The following is a 20,655-nucleotide window of genomic DNA, read 5'->3' on the forward strand; positions in this document are numbered from 1 at the left end:
GGAATCTGCGCCCTCATCGCTTCTTCTTCGCCGGCGGCGGTTGAATCTCGTCGATCTTGCGACGGCAATCCCCTTCCGAATCGTGCGGGCCCGAGACAAAGGTCCCACTGACCTTGATCGCGTACCAGCCCGACTCCACGCCGAGCCGGAGTGCTTCGTCTGTCTTGACGTGTCGTGGGGAGAGAGTTTGCATCAGGTGCTTTCGGTTGGCGTTCGATCTCGTATCGAACCGCGGTGGAATCTTTCAGGCATATCCGGCACGCGCCCGCCGCGTCCGGCTCACCCGCGGGAACGGGCAATATGCGCAACCATCGCCGTTACGATGGCGTGATGAGCCAGCTCCGCCGGTGCGAGGAATGAGCCGTTTCGTGTCGCGCGCGCATGGTCACGGCGCCGCGTGTGCGAAAGGACGACCGGACTTGCAGACGTTGGCGCACCGTGCGCGCAATCCCTGCAATTAGCTATCGTTTTCTCGCCCGCGCCGCGCCTTTGACGCGCCAAATGCCGTTCTCGATCGAATAAGGCCGCCGAAGCCTCGTTTTCGACTGCTTGGTCGTGCGTCGGGCTTGCCTCTCACGGCACCGGCGCCACCAGACGCCGATAGAGATGCCACGTCGCATGGCCGAGCACCGGCAGCGTCACGATCAGCCCGAGGAAGTAAGGCAGCGCGGAGACGATCAGCAGCATCACGATCACGGCCGCCCAACCGATCATCGGCAACGGGCTGGTCACGACCGCGCGCACGCTCGTCACCATGGCCGTGACAAAATCGACCTCGCGGTCGAGCAGCAACGGAAACGACACCACGGTGAGCGAGAACAGGATCAGCGACAACACGGCGCCGACCGCGTTGCCGATGGCGAGGAACAGCAGACCCTCATTGGTCGTCAGCACCACCGTCATGAACTCCTGAAGGCTCGAGAACGAGGCGTGCAGGCCGAGCAGCAGCGCGATCAGGAGCCTCACCTGGTACATCCAGATCACGAACATGAACAGCGTGACGAACGCCATCCAGCCGATCTCGCTGCGCGAGCGTATCGCCGACCAGATCGCGCCGAAGGAGACGGGCTCGCCGCGCTCGCGGCGGCGGCTGACCTCGTAGAGACCGATCGCGACGAACGGGCCGATCAGCGCGAAACCGGCGGCCAGGGGATAGACCAGGTAGACCATGCCGAAAGCGGTGAGGCAGAGCATGATGGCGATGCCGCCGGCGGCATAGAGTGCGCCGAAGCAAAGCCCGTAGAGCGGCAGCGCCTGGAAATCGCGAAGACCCTCGACCAGCGCCTCGGCAATGTCGGTCGCCATAACGGGACGCACCACCGGATCGACCTTGCCCGAGATGGACATCAGCTCCCTCCTCATTTGCCGGTGCGATCTTCGTCGCACGCGGATCGTCCGTGATATTAGCGCCGTCGGGCGCCGCGCGCACGCGCAGTTTGGTTCCGGATGACGGTATCCTGGGAGCCCGGCGGCGCTGCGTCGACGCCCCCTGTCGGGCGCTCACCCGTGCTGCGCGCAACCTCAGAATCTTTCCCCCCTCGAGGGCTTTTGGGCACGATGCCTATGGACGGAACGGACGGTGGTGCCGCAAATTGCACCTTCGAACCAGCACACGCGATGACCAGAGCGGACCACCCGACCGATGAGCTTGCGTACCCGGCTACTGATACTCGTCATCGCGGCCATGCTGGTGCCGGCGAGCCTCGTCGGGCTGCGTTTCATGCAGAATCGAAGCAGCGACATCAACGCCGCCCTGACCAATCTGGCGGCGGCGGCCGACGAGATTGCAAGCGATCTGGACGAGAAGATCCAGGGCACCGCGCAGCTTCACTATGGTCTCGCCCGTGCCCGCGACCTCGACACGCGCGACAAGGCGGCGTGCTCGGCGTTTCTATCGGAAGTGCGCGAGGAATACCCGCAGTTCACCGGGATATTGACCATCGATCCCGACGGCAGCCTGTTCTGCGACTCGCTGCGGACCAACCGCACGCTCGACCTGAGGGATCGCGCCTATTTCAAGCAGGCCCTAGTCTCGCGCGGTGTCGTGCTCGAGCCGGTCTTCGGCCGGCTGACCGGACTGTCAGTGCTCCAGATCGCATATCCTGTGCGATCGGAAGCCGGCGCGCTGAAGCTGATCCTGCTCGCTTCGTTCAACCTGCGCAAATTCGCGGAGTTTCACCACAAGCGGCTGCTCGCCGAGAAGGATATCCTGCTCGTCGATGCCAAGGGCACGGTTCTGGTCGCTCCCTCCGGCGGAGGCTGGACCGAGCCCGTCGGCGGGTCGATCGCGGGATCCGAACTGTTCCGCTTCGCGGCAACGCCCGACCGGAAGGCGTTTCAGGAAGTGACCGATCGCGAGGGCCGCACCCATGTCTGGAGTGTCGCCGCCCGCTCGCCGTCGACCCGGGATGCCGGTCTCTACATCCTGGTCGGACGGTCCAAGGACGGGCTGGTCGCGGCAGCGAACCGACGACTCTACGAGGACATGGCGATCCTGGCGGTGGCCTCGCTGCTGCTGCTGGCGGCGGTCTGGATCCTCGCGACGGTGAGCGTCGGCCGCCAGGTCGGGCGGCTCGCCGCGATGGCCAAGAGGCTCGGGCGCGGTGACCTCGGCGCGCGAATTCTGCCGCCCCATCCGCGCGGCGAACTCGGCGGACTGATGAGCCTGCTCAACGACACCGCCGAGTCGCTCCAGCAGCAACGCGCCGCCATCGCGGAGCTCAACCAGAAACTCAGCCAGTCCCAGAAGATGGAGGCCATGGGCCAGCTCACCGGCGGCGTGGCGCACGATTTCAACAATCTGCTGACCGTCATTCTCGGCAATGCGGAGCATCTTGCCGACAGCCTGGCGGGAAACAAGGAATTGCACCGGATCGCCGGCGATATCGCGACCGCCGCGGAGCGCGGCTCAGACCTGACGCGGAGCCTGCTCGCCTTCGCACGCAAGCAGCCCTTGAGGCCGAGGGAGATCGACATCGCCGGCAGGATTCGCGACATGGAGCCGTTGCTGCGTCGGACCCTGGGCGGGCACATCGAGTGCGCTTTCGCGCTCGGGGCGAATGTGTGGTTGACCAGCGTCGATCCCGGCCAGCTGACAACTGCGCTGCTCAACCTCGTGCTCAACGCGCGCGACGCCTTGCCTGACGGCGGCAAGCTGACGGTCGAGGTGCGCAACGTTTCGCTCGGAGAAACTGACGTCGACGTCAACGGCGAGCCGCGGCCCGGCGACTACGTCATGGTCGCGGTGACGGACACGGGCAGCGGCATGACCGCCGAGGTGGCGAGCCGCGCGTTCGAGCCGTTCTTCACCACCAAGGAGGTCGGCAAGGGGACCGGGCTTGGCCTCAGCATGGTCTACGGGTTTGTGCGACAATCCGGCGGCCTGGTGCAGATGCAGTCCGAACCGGGACACGGCAGTGTCGTCAGGCTGTTCTTTCCCCGCCTCGCAACGCAGCCGACCGAGGACCCATCACCCCGGGATCGGACCGTCGCACCCGATGGAAGCGAGACCATTCTCGTGGTCGAGGACGACGACATGGTTCGAGCCTATGTCGTGAACGAGCTGAAGACGCTCGGCTACCGCGTCATCGCGGCGCCGAACGGCCCCGCGGCGCTCGACCTGTTGCGCCAGCCGGGGGACATCCACCTGCTGTTCACCGACGTCGTGATGCCCGGCGGCATGTTCGGGCCGGAGCTTGCCAGGCAGGCCACCGGCTTGCGGCCCGAGCTCAAGGTGCTCTTCACCTCCGGCTACACCCAAAATCCCGTCAAGACGCCCGACGGGCTCGGCGACGCCCGCATTCTGACAAAACCGTTCCGGCGGCACGACCTCGCCGCGATGCTGCGGTCCGCCCTGTCGGCGCCGCCGCGATGACGTCAGGACGACCACGTGAGCAGAAGCGCCACGCCAAGATTGGCCGCGAACAGGGCCGCGTCGATGACAAATATCCTGAGCATCGGGCCTTTGAGCACCGGCCAGTAAGCCACGCCGACACGTCCGCCACGCATCAGGATCGGCAGGTTATAGGCGAACTGGCTGAAGTGGCAGGCGGCGAAGAACAGGAACAGCACAAGCTGCGCCTCGACGGGCTGGAAGAACGGCGGGCGCGCGACCAGAAGAAAGAACGACAAAAGCCCGATCGGCAAATTCATCCCGCCCAGGAACGCCACGCTGGCCGCGAGGGTCGGCGCGATTGGATTGCTCCGCTCTTCCCGCGGCAGCAAGATCTTCAACGTGTTGCGCTGTGCAATGCTGAACTGGATGAATGCGCCGCCGAACCAGAGCGCATTGAGAAGCAGAACGAAATCCGAAAGGCGCATGTCTATTTTCCGTAAAAGGCTTCGCTGCGCACCACGCGGCCGGCAGCGTCGAAATCCATGAACTCGCTGGCGCGCGTGTCGCCGAGCTGCCACCACACCGTCAGCCGCGAGATCGTGTCATCCCAGCTCCAGGTCAGGATCTTCAGGTCGGCGCTTTCGATGTGGCCGTAGGCCTTCCGCCAGTAGACGCGGATGTTTTCGGCGCCTGTGACGACAGGAGAGCCGGTCAGCGTCAGCGCCAGAGGACTGCGCATCTGCGCATTGTCGGCAAAATGCGCGACGACCGCGTCGATATCGACCCTGCACCAGTTCGCGCACCATGCCGCGACAAAGTGTTCGGCGGCGGCGCGATTCATTTTCTGTGCACTCGTGTCTTGAGCGCTCGTCTCTTGAGCGCTCATGGCTTCCGTCCGCTCATGACGCGGCCCTCCCCTGGCTCGTTGCCGGGAAAGTGGCAAAGTCCACGCCTCATGTCAACTATGTTGACTTGAGAATTCGTCAGTGGTTGTCGGCGATCGCCCCCATGACGGCCATCCATGACGCCGCGCCGGACGCCCCGACGCGATCGAACGCCGCGCGCAGGGCCTTGCGCTCGTGGTCCGATGCCCTTTGCTCGATACGTTTCCCGGCGTCCGTCAGGCGCAGCAGCTTGGAGCGATGCTGCTCGGGCGAGCGCTTCGACGTCAGGAGCTTGCGCTCCAGCAGCAGGTTGAGCGGCCGGTTCAACGCCTGCTTGGAAATGCCGAGGATCTCGATCAGCGCGCCGATCGCGATGTCGGGCCGGCGGGCCACCACGTAGAGGATACGATGGTGCGGGCGCGACAGGCCCTGCTTTGCAAGATACTTGTCGGCCTCCAGCGTCATCCCGCGCCAGCCGTAATACATGAGCTCCAGCGCAGCATCGAGATCGTGCAGCTTCGCAAGTGAGGCGCGGTGAAGCCCCGCGGCTTGAGACGTCTTTGGCATTGTAAGAAGCTAACCCTTCGCCCGCAGTTCGCGCCGCAGCACCTTGCCGGTCGCCGTCATCGGCAGCGTCTCGGCGAACTCCACGAAGCGCGGATATTCGTGCGCGGCGAGCTGCACCTTCACGAACTCCTGGATCTCGCGCGCGAGCGCGTCGCTGCCGGTAAAGCCCGGACGCAGCACGATCCAGGCCTTGATCGACTCCGTGCGGATCGGGTCGGGAATGCCGACCACCGCGGCCATCGCCACCGACGGATGCTTCATCAGCGTGTGCTCGATCTCGGATGGGCCGACGCGATAGCCGGCGGTGGTGATGACGTCGTCCTCGCGGCTGACATACCAGAAATAGCCGTCCTCGTCCTGCACGCCGAGATCGCCGGTGAGCAGAAAGTCGCCGGCATATTTCTTCGCGGTCGCCTCCGGATTGCGCCAGTATTCGAGCATCGTGACGGGGCACGGCTGGCGCACGCCGATGATGCCGCGCTGCCCGCGCGGCAGCTCCTCGCCCTTGTCGTTGACGATGCGGACGTCGAAGCCCGGCGTCGCCTTGCCCATCGCGCCGGGCCGGATCGGAAACAGGTTGGAGTTGCTGCCGATCACGAGATTGCACTCGGTCTGGCCGAATACTTCGTGCGCGTCGATGCCGAAGGTCTCGCGCACCCAGCCCAAGAGTTCGCCGCCGAGCGATTCGCCGCCGGTGAAAATGCTGCGCAGCTTGACGCCGGGATGCTTCACGCCGGCCTGCCGCATCAGCTTCAGCGCCGTCGGCGGCAGGAAGACGTTGCGGACGGAAAGATCGGCCATCATCTGCATCGCCGCCTGCGGCTCGAATTTTCGGGCGCGGTGACCGACCAGGGGAATGCCGTGATACCAGAACGCGAGCAGGCCGTTGACGAGGCCGCCGATCCAGGCCCAGTCCGCCGGCGTCCACATCAGATCGCCGGGGCGCGGCAGGAAGTTGTGGCACATCTCGACGTTCGGCAGATGGCCGAGCACGACGCGATGCGCATGCAGCGCTCCCTTCGGATTGCCCGTTGTGCCCGAGGTGTAGATGATCAGCGCAGGATCGTCGGCCGAGGTGTCGACGGTCGCAAAATCCTCGGACGCGGTTTCGATCGCCGGCCAGAACGGTTTTGCGCCGGCGTGGACGGCGCCGCTCGTGACATAGATGTCCTGCAAATAGGGCAGCCGATCGCGGACCCTTGTGAGCTTCTCCCAGCCCGCCTCATCGGTGATGATGGCTCTTGCTTGCGAATTCGACAGGCGAAATTCCAGCGCGTCCTCGCCGAACAGCGCGAACAGAGGGATCGAGATCAGCCCGGAGCGGAACGCCGCCATATGCGCGATAGGCAGCTCCAGCGACTGCGACAGGAACACCGCGACGCGGTCACCGCGCGCAAGGCCATCCGCCTTCAGCACGTTGGCGAAGCGGCGCGACATCTCCGCGACCTCGTCGAAGGAGGTGCGCGTGGTGGCGCCGTTCTCGTCGACATAGATCAGCGCGAGACGGCCGGTACCGTCGGCATGGCGGTCGCAGCACGCCTCCGCCATGTTGAAGCGCGCCGGGATATCCCAGCGGAAGTTGCGATAGAGCTCGTCGTAGGTCTTGGCTTCGGTGAGCATGGCTCGCGTTTCCACGGTCTTGGCGTCATGGCCGGGCGAAAGCGCGAAGCGCGTCTTCGCGATCAAAGTCCCGGCCATCCACGCCCTTGCTTCTTGAGCCTAGTCTAAGCTCGTGGATGCCCGGGACAAGCCCGGGCATGATCTGCATTCGACGTCGTTCCGGGGCGGTCCGCAGGACCGACCCCGGAATCTCGGGATTCTCAGGTGTGCAATTGCGCACCATAGTTCGCGCTTTGCGCGCGCCGGAATGACCGCGAGAGAATTATCGCACTGTCGCGAAGAACTTCCTGACATCGCGCACGAACAGCTCCGGCTGCTCGAAGGCGGCGAAATGGCCACCCTTCTCCATCTCGCTCCAATGCGTGATGTTGGAAAAGTTGGGCTCCATCCAGCGCCGTACCGGCGTGATGATCTCCTTCGGGAAGACGGCGACACCGGTCGGCACGCCGACCCTGGGCGTTGTGCGGCGCTTGCCAAAGCTTTCCCAATAGAGCCGTGCGGACGAGGTCGCCGTCTCCGTCGCCCAATAGAGCATGACGTTGTCGAGCAGCTCGTCCCTGGAGAAGATGTTCTCGGGATGGCCGCCGCAATCGGTCCAGGCCCAGAACTTTTCCAGAATCCAGGCCGCCTGCCCGCTCGGCGAATCCGTCAAGCCGTAGCCGAGCGTCTGCGGCCGCGTCGACTGCTGCTTGGAATAACCGGAGTCGAGATCGACGTAATGCTTGAGGCCGGCGAGCGCGCGCTTCTCCTCCACCGTCGGCTCGCCCTCGACCTTCGGCGCCGCGTTGAAGGCGAGCGTGATGTGGATGCCGGCGCAATGCTCGGCGTCCTGCGCGCCGAGCGAGGTCGTCACCGCCGAGCCCCAGTCGCCGCCTTGCGCGCCGTAGCGCGCATAACCGAGGCGGTCCATCAGTTTGGCCCAGGTCGCGGCGATGCGGTCGACGCCCCAGCCGGTGGTTTGCGGCTTGGCGGAGAAGCCGAAGCCCGGCAGCGAGGGACAGACGACGTGGAACGCATCCGCGGGATTGCCGCCATGCGCGGCGGGATCGACCAGCGGCGCGATCACCTTCTGGAATTCCACGATCGAGCCGGGCCAGCCATGGGTGATGATCAGCGGCAGCGCGGAGGGCTCGTTCGAACGCGCATGCAGGAAGTGGATATCGAGCCCGTCGATCTCGGTCGTGTATTGATCGATGCGGTTGAGCCTGGCTTCGCGGGCGCGCCAGTCGTAGCCGTCAGCCCAATAGGTGCAGATCTCCCGGATCCATTTCAGCGGCGCGCCCTGGCTCCAGTCGTCGACGAGTTCAGCCTCCGGCCAGCGCGTGCGGGCGAGGCGCGATTTGAGATCGGCGAGGATGTCGTCGCTGATGGCGATGCGGAACGGCTTGATGGCGCCGGTCATCGGTTGCCTCCCCTTGTTCTTTTGTCATTCCGGGGCGCGCTCCTTGGCGCGAGCCCGGAATCCATTGCGCAACAGAACTGGCGGCCCGATGGATTCTCTGATGCGCAATTGCGCATCATAGCTCGACGCTGACGCGTCGCCCCGGAATGACAACTCAGCCCGACAGCGCCGCCTTCACCAAACCGCTCGCCTTGCCGAAATCCATCTGGCCGGCGTACTTCGCCCGCAACACCGCGATCACCTTGCCCATGTCCTTCATGCCGGCTGCACCGGTTTCAGCGATCGCGTCCGAGATCGCCTTCTTGACCTCGTCTTCGGACATCTGCTTCGGCAGGTAAGCCGAGATCACCGCGATCTCCTCGCGCTCCTGCTGGGCAAGCTCGGCGCGGCCGCCCTTGTCGTAGAGCTCGACCGATTCCTGGCGCTGCTTGATCATCTTCTGCAGCACGGCGAGCAGGTCGGCGTCCGACAGCGGCGGCTTGCCGCTGCCGCGGGCCTCGATGTCGGCGTTCTTGAAGGTCGAATTGACCATGCGCAGCGTGGACAGCTTGCGCTCGTCCTTGGCCTTCATGGCCTCCTTGACCGCATTGTTGATGTCGTCGCGCAGCATGGTCGTGATCCCTTTGAATATCCGACGCCTGATCTAGGCCGTTCGCGCTCCTGAGACAACCTGGCTTTGCAGCCATTCGGTCAGCGCCTGCACCGTCGCCGCGGGCTGTTCCGGCTGCGGCAGATGCCCGCAATTCGCCAGAACGACGAGCTTCGCGCCGGCAATGCCGTCCGCCATCTCCTTCGAGAACGCATTGGGAATCGTGTTGTCCTGATCGCCGGTCAGCACCAGCGTCGGGCATTTGATCGTGGCCAGCGTCGGCCGCGAGTCGACCCGCGCAATGATCGCGATCTGCTGCCGCAGATAGCCGTCGACGCCGACGTCGTCGCCCTGCTCATGCACGAGCCGGCGAAGGTCGGCATCGTCGCGGCGCGAGGGATGCACCAGTTCCGGAAACATCTCCTCGCGCGCGGCACGCAACTCCCCGCGCTTCGCACGCTCCATCAGGCCGCGGCGGCGCCGGGTCGCCTCCGCCGTATCGGGCCGGGCCTGGGTGTTGATCAGCGCGAGCCTCAAAACCCGCTCGGGCGCCTGGCGCATGATCTCCAGCGCGATGTAGCCACCCATGGAATGGCCGGCGAGCGCAAAGCGCGGCGGGGCCTCGCCCAGCACGCGGCGGGCGATCGCCGCCATGCTGTCATCGCGGATATGGTTGGCGACCATCACCGGGCCGAACCGCCACAGCGCCGGGATCACCGGGGCATAGATCCGGGCCGAGGAGGCCAGCCCCGGAACCAGCAGAAGCGGGGTGGTCTGGTCCATTATTGCCTCGAAAGCCCCTGGATTTGCCGGAAATTGTGCGGCCAAGCTTAAGTACCCGGGACGGGCTGTCAAATATGCAAAAACGCATGTGAATCGGGCCTCTCCCGCTTTGACGGAGGCGCGCGGGCAGACTATGAAACGCGCTCATGACACAACATGACAACGATCCCGCCTGGCCGGACCATAAACCGACCGCGCTCCTCGTGCTCGCCGATGGCACGGTGCTCGAAGGCTTCGGTCTCGGCGCCGAAGGCCACGCCGTCGGTGAAGTCTGCTTCAACACCGCGATGACCGGCTACGAGGAGATCCTCACCGATCCCTCCTATGCCGGCCAGCTCATCACCTTCACCTTCCCGCATATCGGCAATGTCGGTACCAACGAGGAAGACATCGAGACGGTGAACATGGCCGCGACGCCGGGCGCGCGCGGCGTGATCCTGCGCACCGCCATCACCGATCCCTCGAACTACCGCGCCACCAAGCATCTCGACGCCTGGCTCAAGGCGCGCGGCATCATCGGCCTCTCCGGCATCGACACCCGCGCGCTGACCGCGCTGATCCGCAGCAAGGGCATGCCCAATGCCGTGATCGCGCATGCCAGGAACGGCGAGTTCGACCTGCATGGTCTGAAGGAAGAAGCGCGCGAATGGCCGGGGCTCGAGGGCATGGACCTCGTGCCGATGGTCACAAGCGGCCAGCGCTTCACCTGGGACGAGACGCCGTGGCTCTGGGACAAGGGCTTTGGCCGGCAGGACAAGACCGAGTTCAACGTCGTCGCCATCGACTACGGCATCAAGCGCAACATTTTGCGCCTACTTGCCGGCGTCGGCTGCAAGGTGACGGTGGTGCCGGCAACGACGTCAGCCGAAGATATCCTGGCGATGAAGCCGGACGGCGTGTTCCTGTCGAACGGCCCGGGCGATCCGGCCGCGACCGGCAGATATGCCGTGCCTGTCATCCGGGACGTCATCAAGTCGGGCACGCCGACCTTCGGGATTTGTCTTGGCCACCAGATGCTCGGCCTCGCTGTCGGCGCCAAGACCAAGAAGATGCATCAGGGCCACCACGGCGCCAATCATCCCGTGAAGGACGAGACCACCGGCAAGGTCGAGATCACCTCGATGAACCACGGCTTCGCCGTGGACGAGAAGACGCTGCCGAAAGGTGCGACGCAGACCCACATCTCGCTGTTCGACGGCTCCAATTGCGGCATCCAGCTCGACGGCAAGCCGGTGTTCTCGGTGCAGTACCACCCCGAGGCTTCGCCGGGCCCGCGCGACTCGCACTACCTGTTCCAGCGCTTCGCCGATCTGATGCGGCAGAAGAAGAGCGCGTAAGCGGCAAGATCACCCGGCGGATGAATCCGCCGGGGCCCGCCGTCAGGGGCGCATGAACATGAAGTCCGTGTCGGGATCGCAGTTCTCGGCGATGAAGCGCAGCTCCGCCTGAATGTCGGCGACGGACCTCGTCTCGAGATATTTTGAGATCACCAGGCTGAGCAAGGCGCGGCAGACGGCTTCGTGCCCGAGACCGGCCGTCTCCGCCTCGTCGACGGCCGCCGAAAAATGGCGCTGCGCAACGTCGGATGCGTACATGGCGTCCCCCTCCTTCGCGTTGATTTGCGTGCCCCTGAATGGCCGCCCGCGCCTTGATCTCCGTCAAGCCGGCATGTGGACTTGTGTCAGGAACAAGGACGCCTGCGCCGTCTTGATTCCTGGTCTGTTGCCACTGGAGCCTCCCATGTCCGTCGTCCGCGACAATGCCGAGCCGCTCGCCATCGTGTTTGAGGATGACGGGCTCGTGCCGAACAACATCCTCCCCTTCCTGGTCTACCAGGGGGCGGTGAAGCTCGACCCGGAGCATCCGGAGCAGACGATCGAAAACCTGTTTGAGGAGAACGGCTGGGGCGGCACGTGGCGCAACGGCGTCTACGACTATCTGCACTACCACGCGACGGTGCATGAGGTGCTCGGCGTTGCGCGTGGGAGCGCACGCGTTCGCTTCGGCGGCGACCATGGCCAGGAGCTTCAGATCAAGGCCGGCGATGTCGCGATCCTGCCAGCCGGCACCGGACATCAGTGCATCAAGGCAAGCGGTGATTTCTGCGTGATCGGCGCCTATCCGCCGGGCAGCAAGATGGAGATCACGCGCGCGACGCCGGAGAACCATGCCAAGGCGCTGAAGACGATTCCAAAGGTCGCGTTGCCGCCGGCCGATCCGGTGACAGGCAAGGATGGGGCGCTGACGCGGTTGTGGCGATAGCTACAAGCGCGGTGCCGTAGGGTGGGCAATGCGAAGCGTGCCCACCAATCCATTTGAACTGTGCGGACAGATGATGGGCACGGCGCGCGCCTTTGCCCACCCTACGGCACCATGACTAAGCCTCGTTCGCGCCTTCCTGGCGGGTGGCTTCGAACAGGAACCAGGTGCGGCGCTCGGTCTCGTCGATGAAGACCTCGAGGATGCTGGCGCTGGCGACATCGCCGGCGTCATCGCAGACTTCGTGGGCCTTCCGCATCGCGCCCGCGACATGCTTGTTGTCCTGCATCAGCTCGCGCAGCATCTCGCGCGGCGGGACGTAATCCTCGTTGTTGTCCTTGATGGTCTGGAGCTTTGCGACCTGGCCGATCGACTTCAGCGTCGCGCCGCCGATCTTGCGGACGCGCTCGGCGAGCTGGTCGGTGGTGGCGAAGATCTGGTCCGAGTGCTCGTCGAGCAGCAGATGGTAGTCGCGGAAATGCCGGCCGCTGATGTGCCAGTGGAAATTCTTGGTCTTGAGATACAGTGCGAACGCGTCGGCCAGAAGCACGTTGAGCGCCTCCGAAACCTTGTTGACCGCCTGGGGCGACAGATCGGTGGGGGTGTCGAGGTCGGGCGAGACCTTGTTGGGGGCTTTGCTCACGGGAAACCTTCCTGTTAGGACGCGGACATTGACGGCGCGCCGTCGCCCCCCTAACGCAAGGTGGGCAGCGCCGGTTCCTGTGCAGGAGCTGTTTGGCCGGGACGTTCGGACACCATGGACGATTGGATCGATTATTACGACTCCACGCATACGATCTATGCCAGCAAGCTGCATCGCGATTTGCACTTCCAGATCATCGCGCGGGACATCATCGGCTACATCTCCTCGCCCGAGGCGACGGTGCTGGACTACGCCTGCGGCGAGGCGCTGTCGGCGAGCCAGGTCGCAGCCGCCTGCGGCAAGCTGATCCTTGCCGAGCCGGCGCCGGGCGTGCGCGGGCGGCTGATCGCGCGGTTTGCCCCGAACACCAAGATCCGCGTCCGCTCGCTCGACGACGTCCGCAAGATGCAGGACCAGTCCATCGACCTCGTGGTGATGAACTCGGTCGCGCAGTACATGACGCCGGAAGAGCTCGATGCCGCGCTGCTCAACATCCGGCGATTGTTGACCCCGTCCGGCAAGCTGGTGCTCGGCGACATCCTCCAGCCCAATGTCGGCATGTTCAGGGACGTGATGGCGCTGCTCGGCTTCGGCTTGCGTCACGGCTTCCTGAAGGACGCGCTGATCGGGCTGATCAGCACCGCGCTGTCCGATTACCGTCAGCTGCGCTCGCGCATCGGGCTGCAGCGCTACAGCGAGGACGAGATCACGGCCAGGTTGAAGGCGGCCGGGTTCGCGGTCCAGCGCGCCCACACCAATATCGGCCACAATCGCTGGCGCATGACCTTCATCGCGCGGCCGCCAATGGTTCGTTAAGCATAACAATTGGCTGAGGTGGCTTGTCGCACCTCGCTCGGACATGATCCATCCGGCCCGGTGGCGGAAGTGTCTACGCGAGAGCGGTGCATCGCTCTTTATCCTGGTTCAAATCCAGGCCGGGTCTCCACGCTTCGCCCTGACGGGCTACGCGTGGCGCAGCCATGCTAGACCGGCAGCGGAAGCGTGTCCGGCGCAACTTGAGCGAAGCGAAAGCGTAGACGGACTGTATCCGCGGCTCAATCTGCCTTGGCGACTTCACACTCCGACAGAAGCTGAAGCCGGTCCGCATCCTTGGCTGCGGAGCTGAGCACGGCATCGAGCAGGCCGGGGAAGCGCACCTCCAGATCCTCACGGCGCAGCCGCATGAAGCGGTTGGTGCCCGCCACGCGCGTCTGCATCAGGCCGCATTCGCGCAACTTGGCGAAGTGATAGGCGAGGTTGGATTTGCCGGCGAGACCATTGAAGTCACCGCAGCAGAGCTCACTGCTGACACGTTCCTGCTGGGCGAGCTGGTAGACGATCGCCAACCGGATCGGATCGCTCAGGCAATCCAGGACCATCGGCAGCTCGATCTGCTCGCGGGTGGGATGGAGGGGCGTGCGGCTCATGGTCCGAATCATAGCGATGCGGCCGCAATGTTCAATAGTTCTTGAACCAATTGACACTGAAACCGTCGCGTTCGATAGTTCAATAAACATTGAACATAGGGATCTTTCCAATGAGCGTATTCTGGCTGGCCCTGGCGGCCTTCGCGATCGGCACCGAAGGCTTTGTTATCGCAGGGCTTTTGCCGGCGATCGCCGCCGACCTGTCGATTTCGGTCTCGGCCGCCGGCCAATTGGTGACCGCCTATGCCCTCACCTATGCCGTGGGCTCGCCGATCCTGGCGGTGGCGCTGAACAATATCGACCGCCGGACCGTGCTGGCTCTGGCGCTGTCGACCTTCATCGCGGGAAATCTCGCCGCGATGGTGGCTTCCAGCTACGCCCTGCTTCTGGCTTCCCGGATGCTGATGGCCCTGGGCTCCGGGCTGTGCATGCCGACCGCGCTCGCAGTGTCGGTGGCCGTCGCCTCGCCTGAAAGGCGCGGCCGCGCGGTTGCGCTGGTCACCTCGGGACTGACGGTTGCGACCGTGATCGGCGTTCCGCTCGGCAATCTCGTCGGGAGCCTGCTCGGCTGGCGCGCGACCTTTGCCATGGTCGCCCTGATCGGTGCCGTTGCGCTCGCCGGCCTCCTGCTGGGCCTGCCCCGCGGCCTGCCGCGCAACACCGCCTCACTCGGCGAGCGGCTGGCGGTGGCGCGTCACGGCAATGTCCTGGTGGCGCTTCTTATCACGATTCTATGGGGGCTCGGCGGCTTCACCGTGTTCACCTATTTCGCGGTGCCGCTGCGCGGCCTCGGCTTCGATGCCTCGCAGATCAGCCTTGCGCTGTTGGTGTTCGGCGGCGCCGCCGCGATCGGGAACATGCTCGGCGGCGTCCTGGCCGACCGGCTCGGCACGCTCGCCACCGCAGCGTTCGGGCTCGCAGGCATGGCGACCGCGCTGATCCTGCATTCGCTGGTCCTCAAATTGATGCCCGGACAGGCGCATTATGCCGTGCTGGGCACGATCTTCCTCTGGGGCATCTCGGGCTGGGCGTTCTATCCGGCGCAGATCGCCAGCATCATCCGGATCGAGCCGCAGGCCTCGATGATCGCGCTCTCGCTCAACGCCTCGTCGATGTATCTGGGCTTCGCCATCGGCGGCGCCTTGGGAGGCGCGGTGCTGGCCACGCTGTCGCCAAATGACCTCGGCTGGATCGGCGGAACGAGCGTTGCGGCCTCGCTTCTGGTGCACCTCGCCCGTGGCTGGCAGGCACGGCCAAAACCGGTCAAAATTGCCGGTTGATGGGTGTTTTTCGGGGTTTCGCCGCCCCGAAAACTGGTCTAAGACCCACCCGCGCGCGAGGGAGACCACCGCGCTCTCGGCCAAAGGGACGCGCAGCCGCGCGCCCTTTTTTTGTGCCCAAATCCGACTTCGGCGAGAGTTGATGCCCAAACGTACAGACATCACCACCATTCTGATCATCGGCGCCGGTCCCATCGTGATCGGACAGGCCTGCGAGTTCGACTATTCGGGCACGCAGGCGGTGAAGACGCTGAAGGAAGAGGGCTATCGCATCGTCCTCGTCAATTCCAACCCGGCCACGATCATGACCGACCCGGAATTGGCGGATGCGACCTATATCGAGCCAATCACGCCCGAGATCGTCGCCAAGATCATCGAGAAGGAACGTCACGTCATTCCCGGCGGCTTCGCGCTCTTGCCGACCATGGGCGGCCAGACCGCGCTGAACTGCGCGCTGTCGCTGCGCCGGCAGGGCACGCTGGAAAAGTTCCACGTCGAGATGATCGGCGCCACCGCCGACGCGATCGACAAGGCGGAGGATCGCCAGCTCTTCCGCGAGGCCATGACCAAGATCGGGCTCGAGACGCCGAAGTCCCGGCTTGCCAATGCGTCGGCATTGAAGAAGTCGTTCCGCGACAAATATCTCGCCGAACGCGAAAAGCTCTCCGGCGCCGCGCTCGAAGAGCTCGAGCGGCAGTGGACGCTGGGCGAAAGCGACCGCCGCAAGCGCTACCAGGAATACGCATTCGGCCAGGCCATGATGGCGCTGTCCGAGATCGGCCTGCCCGCGATCATCCGCCCCTCCTTCACCATGGGCGGCACCGGCGGCGGCATTGCCTACAACAAGGAAGAGTTCCTCGACATCATCGAGCGCGGCCTCGACGCGTCTCCCACCAACGAAGTGCTGATCGAAGAATCCGTGCTCGGCTGGAAGGAGTACGAGATGGAGGTGGTGCGCGACAAGAAGGACAATTGCATCATCGTCTGCTCGATCGAGAACCTCGATCCGATGGGCGTGCACACCGGCGACTCCATCACGGTGGCGCCGGCACTGACGCTGACCGACAAGGAATACCAGATCATGCGCGACGCCTCGCTGGCGGTGCTGCGCGAGATCGGGGTGGAGACCGGCGGCTCCAACGTGCAGTTCGGCGTCAATCCCGACGACGGCCGCATGGTCGTCATTGAGATGAATCCGCGCGTGTCGCGTTCCTCCGCGCTGGCTTCCAAGGCCACCGGCTTTCCGATCGCAAAGGTCGCCGCCAAGCTCGCGGTCGGCTACACCCTGGACGAGATCGCCAACGACATCACCGGCGGCGCCACTCCGGCCTCGTTCGAGCCGACCATCGACTACGTGGTCACGAAAGTGCCGCGCTTCGCCTTCGAGAAATTCCCCGGCGCCTCCACGACGCTCACGACGTCGATGAAGTCGGTCGGCGAAGTCATGGCGATCGGCCGCACCTTCCAGGAAAGTCTTCAGAAGGCATTGCGCGGCCTCGAGACCGGATTGACCGGCCTCGACGAGATCGAGATCGAGGGGCTGGGCCAGCACGACGACAAGAATGCGATCCGTGCCGCGCTCGGCACGCCGACACCCAACCGCCTGCTCCAGGTCGCCCAGGCGATGCGGCTCGGCTGGTCGAACGAGGACATCTTCAACTCCTGCAAGATCGATCCGTGGTTCCTCGGCGAGATGCGCGGCATCGTCGACATGGAGGAGAAGGTCAGGAAGAACGGCCTGCCGGGCAATGCCTTCGGCATGCGCACGCTCAAGGCCATGGGCTTCTCCGACGCGCGGCTCGCGGTGCTCGCCGACACGACGGAAGCCGAGGTGACGGCGAAGCGCCACGCGCTCGACGTTCGCCCGGTCTACAAGCGCATCGACACCTGCGCGGCCGAATTCGCCTCCCCAACCGCCTACATGTACTCGACCTATGAGGCGCCGTTTGCTGGCGCTCCGGCGGACGAGAGCACGCCATCGGACAAGAAGAAGGTCATCATTCTCGGCGGCGGGCCCAACCGCATCGGCCAGGGCATCGAGTTCGACTATTGCTGCTGTCACGCCTGCTTCGCGCTGCACGACGCCGGCTACGAATCCATCATGGTCAACTGCAACCCGGAGACGGTGTCGACCGACTACGACACCGCGGACCGGCTCTATTTCGAGCCGCTGACCGCCGAGGACGTGCTGGAGATCATCGCGAAGGAGCGCACCAACGGCACGCTGCATGGCGTGATCGTGCAGTTCGGCGGCCAGACGCCGCTCAAGCTGGCGCGTGCGCTGGAGGCCGCCGAAGTGCCGATCCTTGGCACCTCGCCGGACGCCATCGACCTCGCCGAGGACCGCGACCGCTTCAAGCGCGTGCTCGACAAGCTGCGGCTGAAGCAGCCGAAGAATGGTATCGCCTATTCGGTCGAGCAGGCGAGGCTCGTCTCCGCCGATCTCGGCCTGCCCCTGGTGGTGCGCCCGTCCTATGTGCTCGGCGGCCGCGCCATGCAGATCATCCGCGAGGAGAACCAGCTCAACGACTATCTGCTCGGCACGCTGCCGGAGCTGGTGCCGGCCGACGTCAAGGCGCGCTATCCGAACGACAAGACCGGGCAGATCAACACCGTGCTCGGCAAGAACCCGCTGCTGTTCGACCGCTACCTGTCGGACGCGACCGAAATCGACGTCGACTGCCTCTGCGACGGCAAGGACACCTTCATCGTCGGCATCATGGAGCACATCGAGGAAGCCGGCATCCATTCCGGCGACAGCGCCTGCTCGCTGCCGCCGCACTCGCTCGATGCGAAGATGATCGAGGAGCTGGAGCGGCAGACGCGCGAGCTCGCGCTCGGCCTCGACGTCGTCGGCCTGATGAACGTGCAATACGCCATCAAGGACGGCGAGATCTACGTGCTCGAAGTCAATCCGCGCGCCTCGCGCACGGTGCCCTTCGTCGCCAAGGTGGTCGGCACGCCGGTCGCCAAGATCGCCGCGCGCATCATGGCCGGCGAGAAGCTCGCCGATTTCGGGCTGAAGAAGGCGCAGCTCAAGCATGTCGGCGTCAAGGAATCGGTATTCCCGTTCGCGCGCTTCCCCGGCGTCGACACGGTGCTCGGCCCCGAGATGCGCTCGACCGGAGAGGTGATGGGCATCGACCGCTCGTTTGCGGTGGCCTTCGCCAAGAGCCAGCTCGGCGGCGGCACGCGGGTGCCGCGCAAGGGCACGGTGTTCGTCTCGGTGCGCGAGAGCGACAAGACGCGTATCGCCGAGGCCGTTCGCGAGTTGCATTCGCTCGGCTTCAAGGTGCTGGCGACGTCGGGCACGCAGCGCTTCCTGACCGACCAGGGCATCCCGACCGAGAAGGTGAACAAGGTGCTCGAAGGGCGGCCGCATATCGTCGACGCCATCACCAATGGCGACGTCCAGCTCGTCTTCAACACCACCGAAGGCCCGCAGGCGCTCGCCGACAGCCGTTCACTGCGGCGCGCGGCCCTCTTGCATAAAGTGCCGTATTACACCACTCTTTCCGGGGCCGTGGCGGCCGCGCAGGGCATCCGCGCCTATCTTGGCGGGGACCTTGAGGTTCGTACCCTGCAGAGCTACTTTTCGGAAACCTGATCGCGAACGGAAGGCTAGGCCTTGAAAGGTTAAGCCTTCCGCTAAGTGATTGGCAGTCAAGCCACAATGGCCGCAGGAACTGTCCGGCCATATGGTTGTTCTGTTCCGGCGCCAAGCCCATATCTGTCGACGTCCGGCGGCTCATGTACCGATCCCCGGAAATACCGACGAATCAAGGTTGGGCGCCCATTCGCGTTCTGGGGCGCACGATCGAAGGACGAGAGAGAAGATGGAAAAGGTTCCGATGACTTCGGCCGGGTTTGCCGCGCTCGGGGAAGAATTGAAGAAGCGCCAGTCCGAGGACCGTCCGCGCATCATCGAGCATATTGCGGAGGCGCGCTCGCACGGAGACCTGTCGGAAAACGCGGAATATCACGCCGCGAAGGAAGAGCAGTCCCACAATGAAGGCCGCATCGCCGAGCTCGAGGACAAGCTCGCGCGCGCCGACATCATCGACATCTCGAAACTGTCCGGCGACACCATCAAATTCGGCGCCACCGTAACGCTGGTCGACGAGGACACCGAGAAGAAGGCGGTGTGGCAGATCGTCGGCGAGGTCGAGGCCGACGCCAAGAAGGGCCGCATCTCCATCACTTCGCCGCTCGCCCGCGCGCTGATCGGCAAGAAGAAGGGTTCGACCGTCGAGGTCAACGCACCCGGCGGCGCCAAGGCGTATGAGATCACCAAGGTGGAGTGGCGGTAAGGATTTGCCGCTGCGCGTGATGATGTTTTGAAAAGGCCGCGCAAACCGCGCGGCCTTTTTGTTTAGGCGTGTTGCTCGGAATGACGGTGTGGAGACCGCGAAGCGCAACTCTATCACCGTCACCCTGAGGTGGCCGCTTCTTCAGCTGCCCTCGAAGGGCGACGGCCCCATTGTTGCCTCGCGCGGCGACACGCGGGCCGCCCATCCTTCGAGGCTCCCGATGGGGCGCTCCGCGCCCCATCACTCGCACCTCCAGCGACGAGCGCTACGCGCTCGCGCGGGGGTGACGGGACTAACAGGCTTGGCGAACCTACCGCCGCCCCTTCACATCCAGCGGCACGGCCGCCTCATATTTCGAATTGTGCAGCACCAGCGAGGTCCGCACGTTGCGGACATGGGGCGCGGCGGTCAGGTGGGTGACGAAATCCTGGAAGGTCGCCATGTCGGGCGCGACGCATTTCAGGATGAAATCGACCTCGCCCGACAGCATCCAGCATTCCCGCACCAGGGGCTCGGCGCGGACGAACTCCTCGAAGGCGCGCAAATCCGCCTCGGCCTGGCTGGACAGGTGCACGGCCGCGAACACCGTGACGTCGAAACCGAGCTTTCGCGCGTCCAGCAGCCCGCGATAGCCGTGAATGTAGCCCTCCTCCTCCAGCGCCCGGACCCGGCGCAGGCAGGGCGGCGGCGAAATGCCAACCCGCTTGGCCAGCTCAACATTCGTGATTCGACCGTCGGCCTGAATCTCGGTGAGAATTTTCAGGTCGATCTCGTCTAGGTTCCGCGACACGTGATTGGAACTCCTGGCCTTTGCGGCGGTATCGGGTGGGTTTGTCGCAATCCTCATAGCCCAGTCCGCACCCATTGCGCAATTTTATTGCGCGTGCAGCGCAATCGACTTTTGTTCCCTGTTGGAAAAATCCGCCGACAGGGAATGCAATTCTTGCATAGCTCACCAGAACGCTTAGATTAGCTCTGATATTTCAGCACCTCCGCGAGGCCTCCTGGCTCCTTCCGCGCCCGCGCTGCAAATCCCCCGTGAAAGGCGTCCATCGA

At 64.7% G+C, this 20,655-nt stretch carries 20 protein-coding genes; 7 read left to right on the forward strand and 13 right to left on the reverse strand.

What is annotated here, in order from left to right; translation table 11 throughout:
* Positions 1–13: 13 nt before the first annotated feature.
* Both ACE10W_RS34440 and ACE10W_RS34445 read right to left on the reverse strand, forming a co-directional pair.
* The gene (locus tag ACE10W_RS34440; RefSeq protein ID WP_028172854.1) at positions 14–193 is read right to left on the reverse strand and encodes a hypothetical protein; all 180 of its coding nucleotides are present in this window, start codon (positions 191–193) and stop codon (positions 14–16) included.
* A 380-nt stretch (positions 194–573) separates the two neighbouring features.
* Positions 574–1,347, reverse strand: coding sequence for a DUF2189 domain-containing protein (locus tag ACE10W_RS34445; protein WP_028172853.1), 774 nt, complete (start codon positions 1,345–1,347; stop codon positions 574–576).
* A gap of 295 nt (positions 1,348–1,642) precedes the next feature.
* On the opposite strand from ACE10W_RS34445, the gene ACE10W_RS34450 reads away from it, so the two are divergent.
* Positions 1,643–3,874 carry an ATP-binding protein gene (locus ACE10W_RS34450; protein WP_304548328.1) on the forward strand — a complete coding sequence of 744 codons (2,232 nt, stop codon included), beginning with the start codon at positions 1,643–1,645 and terminating at the stop codon, positions 3,872–3,874.
* Positions 3,875–3,876: 2 nt separating this feature from the next.
* Here the strand turns inward: ACE10W_RS34450 and ACE10W_RS34455 are convergent, their stop codons facing one another.
* From ACE10W_RS34455 to ACE10W_RS34485, 7 genes are all read right to left on the reverse strand, one after another.
* Positions 3,877–4,320 carry a hypothetical protein gene (locus ACE10W_RS34455; protein ID WP_028172851.1) on the reverse strand — a complete coding sequence of 148 codons (444 nt, stop codon included), beginning with the start codon at positions 4,318–4,320 and terminating at the stop codon, positions 3,877–3,879.
* Between the two features lie 2 nt (positions 4,321–4,322).
* Positions 4,323–4,676: a hypothetical protein gene (locus ACE10W_RS34460; RefSeq protein WP_304548329.1), complete on the reverse strand. Its 354-nt coding sequence runs from the start codon at positions 4,674–4,676 to the stop codon at positions 4,323–4,325.
* Positions 4,677–4,818: 142 nt separating this feature from the next.
* A complete protein-coding gene (locus ACE10W_RS34465) occupies positions 4,819–5,286 on the reverse strand; it encodes a MarR family transcriptional regulator (RefSeq protein ID WP_304548330.1) in 468 nt (155 codons plus the stop codon).
* A 9-nt stretch (positions 5,287–5,295) separates the two neighbouring features.
* Positions 5,296–6,906, reverse strand: coding sequence for an acyl-CoA synthetase (locus tag ACE10W_RS34470; protein WP_028172848.1), 1,611 nt, complete (start codon positions 6,904–6,906; stop codon positions 5,296–5,298).
* A gap of 262 nt (positions 6,907–7,168) precedes the next feature.
* A complete protein-coding gene (locus tag ACE10W_RS34475) occupies positions 7,169–8,308 on the reverse strand; it encodes an epoxide hydrolase family protein (RefSeq protein WP_028172847.1) in 1,140 nt (379 codons plus the stop codon).
* 154 nt (positions 8,309–8,462) lie between these two features.
* The gene (locus ACE10W_RS34480; RefSeq protein ID WP_028172846.1) at positions 8,463–8,918 is read right to left on the reverse strand and encodes a GatB/YqeY domain-containing protein; all 456 of its coding nucleotides are present in this window, start codon (positions 8,916–8,918) and stop codon (positions 8,463–8,465) included.
* Positions 8,919–8,951: 33 nt separating this feature from the next.
* The gene (locus tag ACE10W_RS34485) at positions 8,952–9,680 is read right to left on the reverse strand and encodes an alpha/beta fold hydrolase (RefSeq protein WP_304548331.1); all 729 of its coding nucleotides are present in this window, start codon (positions 9,678–9,680) and stop codon (positions 8,952–8,954) included.
* A 146-nt stretch (positions 9,681–9,826) separates the two neighbouring features.
* On the opposite strand from ACE10W_RS34485, the gene carA reads away from it, so the two are divergent.
* The gene (gene carA, locus ACE10W_RS34490; RefSeq protein ID WP_304548332.1) at positions 9,827–11,017 is read left to right on the forward strand and encodes a glutamine-hydrolyzing carbamoyl-phosphate synthase small subunit; all 1,191 of its coding nucleotides are present in this window, start codon (positions 9,827–9,829) and stop codon (positions 11,015–11,017) included.
* 42 nt (positions 11,018–11,059) lie between these two features.
* On the opposite strand, the gene ACE10W_RS34495 is transcribed toward carA, so the two are convergent.
* On the reverse strand, positions 11,060–11,275 hold the full coding sequence (locus ACE10W_RS34495; protein WP_011090107.1) for a hypothetical protein: 216 nt from the start codon (positions 11,273–11,275) through the stop codon (positions 11,060–11,062).
* A gap of 145 nt (positions 11,276–11,420) precedes the next feature.
* Here ACE10W_RS34495 and ACE10W_RS34500 point away from each other — a divergent pair, with 145 nt between their 5' ends.
* Positions 11,421–11,942 (forward strand): hypothetical protein, encoded by a 522-nt coding sequence (locus ACE10W_RS34500; RefSeq protein WP_060910580.1) that lies wholly within the window; start codon positions 11,421–11,423, stop codon positions 11,940–11,942.
* A 115-nt stretch (positions 11,943–12,057) separates the two neighbouring features.
* Here the strand turns inward: ACE10W_RS34500 and ACE10W_RS34505 are convergent, their stop codons facing one another.
* Positions 12,058–12,582 carry a Dps family protein gene (locus ACE10W_RS34505; RefSeq protein WP_027547661.1) on the reverse strand — a complete coding sequence of 175 codons (525 nt, stop codon included), beginning with the start codon at positions 12,580–12,582 and terminating at the stop codon, positions 12,058–12,060.
* Between the two features lie 114 nt (positions 12,583–12,696).
* Between ACE10W_RS34505 and ACE10W_RS34510 the strand changes: the two genes are divergently transcribed.
* Positions 12,697–13,398 (forward strand): class I SAM-dependent methyltransferase, encoded by a 702-nt coding sequence (locus tag ACE10W_RS34510; RefSeq protein ID WP_304548333.1) that lies wholly within the window; start codon positions 12,697–12,699, stop codon positions 13,396–13,398.
* 239 nt (positions 13,399–13,637) lie between these two features.
* Here the strand turns inward: ACE10W_RS34510 and ACE10W_RS34515 are convergent, their stop codons facing one another.
* Complete coding sequence (locus ACE10W_RS34515; RefSeq protein WP_038965431.1) at positions 13,638–14,009, reverse strand: helix-turn-helix transcriptional regulator; 372 nt, start codon at positions 14,007–14,009, stop codon at positions 13,638–13,640.
* Between the two features lie 110 nt (positions 14,010–14,119).
* Here ACE10W_RS34515 and ACE10W_RS34520 point away from each other — a divergent pair, with 110 nt between their 5' ends.
* The 3 genes from ACE10W_RS34520 to greA all read left to right on the forward strand — a co-directional run bounded on the left by ACE10W_RS34520 (position 14,120) and on the right by greA (position 19,599).
* Positions 14,120–15,289 carry an MFS transporter gene (locus tag ACE10W_RS34520; protein ID WP_304548334.1) on the forward strand — a complete coding sequence of 390 codons (1,170 nt, stop codon included), beginning with the start codon at positions 14,120–14,122 and terminating at the stop codon, positions 15,287–15,289.
* Between the two features lie 142 nt (positions 15,290–15,431).
* Entirely contained in the window at positions 15,432–18,896 is a 3,465-nt protein-coding gene (carB, locus tag ACE10W_RS34525) for a carbamoyl-phosphate synthase large subunit (protein ID WP_028172838.1), read from the forward strand.
* Between the two features lie 229 nt (positions 18,897–19,125).
* A complete protein-coding gene (greA, locus tag ACE10W_RS34530) occupies positions 19,126–19,599 on the forward strand; it encodes a transcription elongation factor GreA (RefSeq protein ID WP_011090113.1) in 474 nt (157 codons plus the stop codon).
* A 310-nt stretch (positions 19,600–19,909) separates the two neighbouring features.
* Here greA and ACE10W_RS34535 read toward each other — a convergent pair whose 3' ends face one another.
* A complete protein-coding gene (locus tag ACE10W_RS34535) occupies positions 19,910–20,389 on the reverse strand; it encodes an Lrp/AsnC family transcriptional regulator (protein WP_027547667.1) in 480 nt (159 codons plus the stop codon).
* Between the last annotated feature and the right edge of the window lie 266 nt (positions 20,390–20,655).

This window comes from Bradyrhizobium sp. B025 (genome assembly GCF_042257955.1).
Taxonomy (GTDB): Bacteria; Pseudomonadota; Alphaproteobacteria; order Rhizobiales; family Xanthobacteraceae; genus Bradyrhizobium; species Bradyrhizobium diazoefficiens.